A 6,745-nucleotide genomic window follows, 5' to 3' on the forward strand; every position below is an offset into this window, starting at 1 on the left:
CCTGCCGCGCGTTGCCGCGCAGCTGGACGTCGACCAGATCTCCGAGATCATCTCGGTAGAAAGCGCCGACACCTTCAAGCGTCCGATCTACGCCGGTAACGCCATCGCTACCGTGCAATCGAACGCCGCGGTGAAAGTCATCACCGTGCGCGCCACCGGTTTCGACGCCGTTGCCGCCGAAGGCGGTTCGGCCGCTGTCGAAGCGGTTGCTGCCGCTCACGATGCAGGCAAGTCGAGCTTCGTCGGCGAAGAGCTGGCCAAGTCCGACCGTCCTGAACTGACCGCCGCCAAGATCGTCGTTTCCGGCGGCCGCGGCATGCAGAACGGTGACAACTTCAAACACCTGTACGCCCTGGCCGACAAGCTGGGCGCTGCCGTCGGTGCTTCGCGCGCCGCGGTCGACGCAGGTTTCGTACCGAACGACATGCAGGTCGGTCAGACCGGCAAAATCGTTGCGCCACAGCTGTACATCGCCGTCGGTATCTCCGGCGCGATCCAGCACCTGGCCGGCATGAAAGATTCCAAGGTGATCGTTGCGATCAACAAGGACCAAGAAGCGCCGATCTTCCAGGTGGCCGATTACGGCCTGGTGGTGGATCTTTTTGAAGCGATTCCAGAAATGGCTGCCCTGGCCTGATCACTGAACGACTGGAGCATAGAATATGAGCAGCAGTTCCGATTTTTCCGCCTGGATTGGACGACGTCAGGAAAGCCAGGACCGGATCAGTTTTACTCTGGTCAGACGCATTGCCGCGACATTGGGCGAGTCGGCTCCACAACCCGGCGAGCCGCTGCCGCCCCTGTGGCACTGGGCATTTTTTCAGGAGCCGGTGGGTGCCAGCGAACTGGGGCCGGACGGCCATCCAGCGCTTGGGGGATTTTTGCCGCCGGCCCATAACCGCAATCGCATGTGGGCGGGCAGCCGAATTGAGTTTTTCCAGCCGTTAACAGTGGAGGATGACGCGACCTGTGTATCGACCATCCTCAACGTCGAGGAGAAGCACGGTCGCACGGGTTCCTTATTGTTCGTCACAGTACGCCATGAGTTTTTCCAGGACGGAAAATGCGCCCTACAAGACGATCAGGACATTGTTTACCGTGAACCTTCCCCGCCCAAACTGGGCGGTACCGAAACGCTACCTGAAGGCCAATGGCAGGAACGGATCGAGCCCACTCCAACCCTGCTGTTTCGCTATTCCGCAGTGACCTTCAATGGTCATCGTATTCACTATGACTGGCCGTATGTGACAGAGACCGAAGGTTATCCGGGGCTAGTGGTACATGGTCCATTGATCGCCACGTTGAATTTGCATGCCTTTACCAAAGCACATCCAACTGCGCGCCTGGAGCGTTTCGCATTCCGCGGAGTACGACCTCTGATTTCGCCTCAGCCTTTCGAGGTGGGCGGACGTCTAATCGAAAACGGCAAGGCGCAGGTCTGGGCTGGCAATCAGGATGGCACAGCACAGGTCGGAGAAATTGAGTTCAGCAATGGAGGAACGCCATGAGCAAATCAATTGTTCGCTCCGCCCTGTTTGTGCCGGCCACTCGACCAGAGCGTATCCCAAAAGCTATCGCCACCGGTGCGGATCGGGTCATCGTTGACTTGGAAGATGCCGTGCAAGAAAAACTCAAGGAGCAGGCGAGGGATAATCTTGACGCATTCCTGAGCAAAACCCCGGATGCACGGATTCTTGTCCGAGTGAATGCCCCGGATCACTGGGCGCATGCTGCTGATCTGGACCTTTGCCGACGCCACGCCGGCGCGATCGGAATTCTGCTACCCAAAGCAGAAAGCGCGAAACAGGTCACCACAGCTGCTGGTACCGAAAAACCGATTTGGCCAATCATCGAGAGCGCAAAGGGTTTGTCAGCACTCAACGAGATTGCTGGCACTCAAGGCGTTGAGCGCTTGTCGTTCGGTAGTCTGGATCTGGGTCTGGACCTGAACCTGACTGCTGGCAGCCCTGCCGCTGAAGAAATCCTTAGCCATGCGCGCTACGCCGTTTTGCTCGCCACCCGAGTTGCAGCACTCGCTCCAGCGCTGGATGGGGTATTTCCGTCGATCCAGGACACCGCAGGGCTGCTACGCGCTGTTCATTTTGCACGCGACATGGGCTTTGGTGGCGCGCTGTGTATCCATCCAACCCAAATCGTGATCATTCATCAGGCGCTAAAACCTAGCCAGGAAGAATTGCACTGGGCGCAACGCATTATCGAAGCCGCTCATTCAGGTGAGGGCGTTTTTGTGCTGGATGGGCAAATGGTCGATGCACCGGTCATTGGTCGCGCGCATTCCATTTTGGCTCGCGCGATCTGATTCAACACCGGCGCTGTTGCTTAGAAGCTATGCATCCACTCCCATCCTACAGGACGGTGTCATGACTAATGTTTCCAGCCTTAGACCCGTGGCATCGATCATCACTGCGCGGGACGCCCCACATGCTCTGGAACTGACCAATGACAGTGAATTCGGGCTCGCCTCGACCATCTACACACGCAATGTCGAACTGGCCCAGAAGCTGGCCGGCGAACTGGAAACCGGAGGCGTATTCATCAATGGCTATTGCGCAACCAATCCATGCGTCACTTTTGCCGGCGTAAAGAAAAGCGGTTTTAGCCGTGAGCTGTCGCATTTCGGTGTGCGCGAATTCTGTAATGCACAGATCGTCTGGCTGGACCGTCACTAAAAACAAGCAAGTCGCCAAGCCCCGCGAGACCTCTCGCCGAGCCAAAGATGAGCGAGTCCGAAAAAGACTCGCCTCACCCTAATGAGGAGCTTTTGATGCGTGCCTTCCCTGCAATCCTGGGCGTTACCCTGACTGTGGCCTTAAGTAGTACTGCCCTCATGGCTGCCGAACCCACCGGCACGCTTAAGAAAATCAAGACCTCGGGGACCATCACCCTGGGTCACCGAGACTCGTCCATTCCCTTCTCTTATATTGCCGACGGATCCGGTCAGCCGGTGGGCTACTCCCATGACATTCAATTAAAGATTGTCGAGGCTATCAAGCAAGAACTCGGTATGCCCAAGCTGAACGTACGGTACAACCTGGTGACATCACAGACGCGTATCCCACTGGTGCAAAACGGCACTGTGGACCTGGAGTGCGGCTCCACAACCAATACCGCCGAGAGAGCCCGGCAGGTCGATTTCTCGGTCGGTATTTTTGAAGCCAGCACCCGCTTGTTGGTCAGGAAGGATTCGGCTTACAAGGATTTTCAAGATCTCAACGGCAAGAACGTAGTGACTACTGCTGGCAGCACTGCCGAACGGATGCTCAAGGTCATGAATGCCGAGAAAAAGATGAACATGAACGTAATCTCTGCCAAAGACATTGGCGAGTCTTACCAAATGCTCGAGTCCGGCCGCGCCATTGCGTTTATGCAGGACGACGCATTGCTGGCGGGCGAGATGGCCAAGGCAAAGAAACCGGAAGATTGGGTGGTGACCGGCACCCCGCAATCCAACGAAATCTATGGTTGCACAATGCGTCGGGGTGATCCGGATCTCAAAAAAGTCGTGGATGACTCGATCAAGTCACTTTTCGTCTCGGGCGAAATCAACGCCATCTACGATAAATGGTTTACTCAGCCCATCCCTCCCAAAGGCTTGAATCTCAAACTCCCCATGAGCGCAGAGCTCAAAACAATCATCACCCAACCCAACGACCAACCGGCGCCGGAAAATGCTCTTTAACGGTCGTCCTCTTCTGCTCGATCGACCAGGACACAGCGAGGCACTCTTCTCGCGCCATGACCTTTGTATCAGCTGAAGACTCCACCAAGAGCCAGTGTTTTTGTAGGGATAAAAACGTCTAAAAATAAAAAGGGGTCGCGAGATAAAATCTCGCAACCCCTTGAATTATATGGTCGGGACGGAGTGATTCGAACACTCGACCCCTAGCACCCCATGCTGGGACCATAAAACACCTAACCTATTGTTTTTAAAAAGATATACCCACTATCTAGTCGAGCAAAACATCCGTACTTTTGTGCTTATACAAACGAGAAACCGTAGCCTCCAGCGGTGGTTTTGCGCACACCCAGCCGCTTGCCGAACATACGGTTACAGCAAATCTCCTGCTTCGATGGATCGGGTCAGCTCCAGGCACGGGGTGCCTGCCAGTTCTCGGGCAGTCTTCTCGATCACCCCGCTGAACTTCTTGCGCAGCATCCACGATCGGCCTTGGCCAGGTCCATGGCCGTCTTAATACCCAGAGTGTCCAGGTACAGCTTCATCCTGCGAACAGTCATACACGATGACTTACCTTCCAAAGATCACAGATAGCAACCCTGATCAGGGGAGTGGTGTAATATCGCGCACCAAAATCCTAACCCTTTAAAAAACAAAACACCGAACCGAGAGGCGCAATGAGTAACGGCACACAATTAAGAAACGATATTCAAGGCCTGAGAGCCTTGGCTGTGCTCAGTGTTATTCTTTTCCACCTGAACAAAAACTGGTTACCCGGTGGTTTCATCGGCGTTGACATTTTTTTCGTTATTTCCGGATTCTTAATCACCAGCATCATTCTACGCAAAAAACACAACAACAACTTCTCATTAAGTGATTTCTACTTAAGCCGCATTCAACGTATTGCCCCCGCTTACTATGCACTACTGGCTATTACAGCCATTATCGCGTCCTTCTTCCTGATCCCTGTTGACTTTGAATCCTTTCTAAAAAGCGCGAAAGCGGCATTGCTATTCGAAAGCAACTCTTTCTTTGCCAGCCAGAATGACTACTTTGCACCCGCCGCCTACGAACAACCGCTACTTCACACTTGGTCCCTCGCCATTGAAATGCAGTTTTATCTACTGCTACCCGTACTTCTGCTGATTGTACCAAGGCGCTACATAGCAGCGACACTGTCTATTATTGCTATCACCTTGACAATTTACTCTGAAGTTCAGTTACACAAAGGATTCCGTCAATCCATCTATTTTTCTCTGGCCAACAGAGTCCCTGAATTTCTAATCGGCGCACTAATCGCCCTGATCCCCTCAGGTATTCTCAAAACAAGAAACAAATCAAATTACGCTGCATTCATCGGACTATTACTACTTTCCTCGAGCATGGCCTTCATTAATGAGCATAAGGGCTTCCCTGGGGCTTGGGCATTACCCGCCTGTATTGGCGTAGCCTTACTAATCCTTAGCAAAGACAGCTTTGTCAACCAAGCCTTGTCCATTAAACCACTGGTATTTGTAGGGGCGTTATCATATTCACTCTATCTGTGGCATTGGCCAACCCTCGCGCTAATTCGGTATCTGTCTGGGGCTTATGAGCTAGGTGTAAATTCGACATTGGCATTTGCAGCATCCACATTTATTATGGCTTATATATCTTACAAGGTTATCGAGACCCCTCTCAGGGGGGCAAGCTCCAACAAAATGGCAATTACAAAATGCTTGGGTTTATTCTTCGCAACCATTGGCACCTTATTTCTTGCAAGTAGCTTAAATTCAAAGCTGGTAGCACCTCTGCCTGAGAACCTGACTCGTTACGCACCTGATGCTGAAATATGTCATTCAAAGATTGTAGGTGAATGCCTAAGAGGTGATATTTCTTCGAATAAAACACTCTTAATGGTTGGGGACAGCCATGCTGCTCAACTCAACTACTTTGCTGATGTCGTGGGGAATGCGACCCACACAAAAATTAGCGTCATTTCAGCGAGCAACTGTGTCACCATCCCAGGGTTTGACTCTCAGAGAATCGTTGATTGGGCTCGCGCTGCTTGTAACTCACAAATTGAAGAAGCTAAAAAATACACGCCTGGCGCAGCCGGAATAATCATCGCCGGGATGTGGCAATATCAATCAGCAAGCACTGAATTCATGCAGAAACTTGATGAGTTCATATCAGAAGCAGATAAAAGAAATCAAAAAGTTTTGGTGCTTGCTCAAGTCCCCATGATGACTCTAAACCCACAGAGAATCTATCGAGCCAACACGCTTGGTATGCACCTGCGCCCCTCAATGAATACCGAGTGGGTTAAGGCTAACGAAAAAGTTAGAAACCTGACCGCCACACATCCGAACGCCACTTTCCTTGATCTATCAAAAGACAGCTTCTTTAAAGATATCCCTCTACAAGACGACACACTCATTTACCTAGATAACCACCATTTGAACGAAGTCGGCTCTACCCTGTATGGCAAACTGGCAACCCCTGCGCTTGAACGCTTCATAAAAGATCTGGAGTGACGGTTGCATAGGACTTGGGCGTTTTCAAACCCCATTTCAAAGCGTTGTGATTTTCTTCACATACGCTTGGCATGCCCGGAGCGCGATTAGTCCTTGGTCTCCGGCATCGGTGATGCTGACAATTCGTTGAGCATGCGCTGGGTCAAGTCGGGCGCGCGCGGCTCCATGAACCACGCCGCTGGTGGTGGGGGTGGCAGGCACGTTGCTACAACTGGCTGTATCCGCGGCGTCGACAAGGACTGACAGCCGCAGGTCAGCAGTAGCAAGGCGATCGCGCAGGCGAGCTTGGTCTTTCTGAGCATTGGTCAGCTCCTGGTGGTGGAATTGGTCGGCGATGGCCAGACGCTGCTCGAGCGTCAGGCGCTTGGCCTGCTCGGCCTGCTGCTGGGCAGAGGCCGCGCTGCTGATGGCGGCCAGGTCATCCTGATGAAGCCGCCCCTGGTCGGCCAGTTTCTTGCCGTAGCGCCAGTCCTGCACCCTCCATGCTCCGCCCGCGCCGGCGGCGATCAGCAGACCGGCCAGCACCAGCACG

At 53.2% G+C, this 6,745-nt stretch carries 6 protein-coding genes and 2 pseudogenes; 6 read left to right on the plus strand and 2 right to left on the minus strand.

What is annotated here, in order from left to right; translation table 11 throughout:
• The 5 genes and pseudogenes from BLV20_RS30600 to BLV20_RS30620 form a co-directional block, all read left to right on the plus strand.
• A partial coding sequence (locus tag BLV20_RS30600) for an electron transfer flavoprotein subunit alpha/FixB family protein (protein ID WP_139192777.1) occupies nucleotides 1-637 on the plus strand: 637 nt, incomplete at its 5' end.
• Between the two features lie 25 nt (nucleotides 638-662).
• The gene (locus BLV20_RS30605) at nucleotides 663-1,508 is read left to right on the plus strand and encodes an HTD2 family dehydratase (RefSeq protein ID WP_092306073.1); all 846 of its coding nucleotides are present in this window, start codon (nucleotides 663-665) and stop codon (nucleotides 1,506-1,508) included.
• Entirely contained in the window at nucleotides 1,505-2,320 is an 816-nt protein-coding gene (locus BLV20_RS30610) for an HpcH/HpaI aldolase/citrate lyase family protein (RefSeq protein WP_092306074.1), read from the plus strand. Before BLV20_RS30605 ends, BLV20_RS30610 begins: the two co-directional genes overlap by 4 nt.
• An 85-nt stretch (nucleotides 2,321-2,405) precedes the next feature.
• Nucleotides 2,406-2,690 (plus strand): annotated as a pseudogene (locus BLV20_RS30615) (aldehyde dehydrogenase family protein); the annotation flags it as partial.
• Between the two features lie 95 nt (nucleotides 2,691-2,785).
• The gene (locus BLV20_RS30620) at nucleotides 2,786-3,700 is read left to right on the plus strand and encodes a transporter substrate-binding domain-containing protein (RefSeq protein WP_092306075.1); all 915 of its coding nucleotides are present in this window, start codon (nucleotides 2,786-2,788) and stop codon (nucleotides 3,698-3,700) included.
• A 347-nt stretch (nucleotides 3,701-4,047) separates the two neighbouring features.
• Here BLV20_RS30620 and BLV20_RS31910 read toward each other — a convergent pair.
• Nucleotides 4,048-4,248: pseudogene (locus BLV20_RS31910) on the minus strand (DNA polymerase V subunit UmuC); the annotation flags it as partial.
• Between the two features lie 126 nt (nucleotides 4,249-4,374).
• On the opposite strand from BLV20_RS31910, the gene BLV20_RS30630 reads away from it, so the two are divergent.
• Nucleotides 4,375-6,213, plus strand: a complete 1,839-nt coding sequence (locus BLV20_RS30630) for an acyltransferase family protein (RefSeq protein WP_092306076.1) — start codon at nucleotides 4,375-4,377, stop codon at nucleotides 6,211-6,213.
• A 36-nt stretch (nucleotides 6,214-6,249) separates the two neighbouring features.
• On the opposite strand, the gene BLV20_RS30635 is transcribed toward BLV20_RS30630, so the two are convergent.
• On the minus strand, nucleotides 6,250-6,744 hold the full coding sequence (locus tag BLV20_RS30635) for a lysis system i-spanin subunit Rz (protein ID WP_092306077.1): 495 nt from the start codon (nucleotides 6,742-6,744) through the stop codon (nucleotides 6,250-6,252).
• Nucleotide 6,745 lies beyond the last annotated feature (1 nt).

Origin of the sequence: Pseudomonas sp. NFIX28, assembly GCF_900107395.1 — a bacterium.
GTDB lineage: Bacteria > Pseudomonadota > Gammaproteobacteria > Pseudomonadales > Pseudomonadaceae > Aquipseudomonas.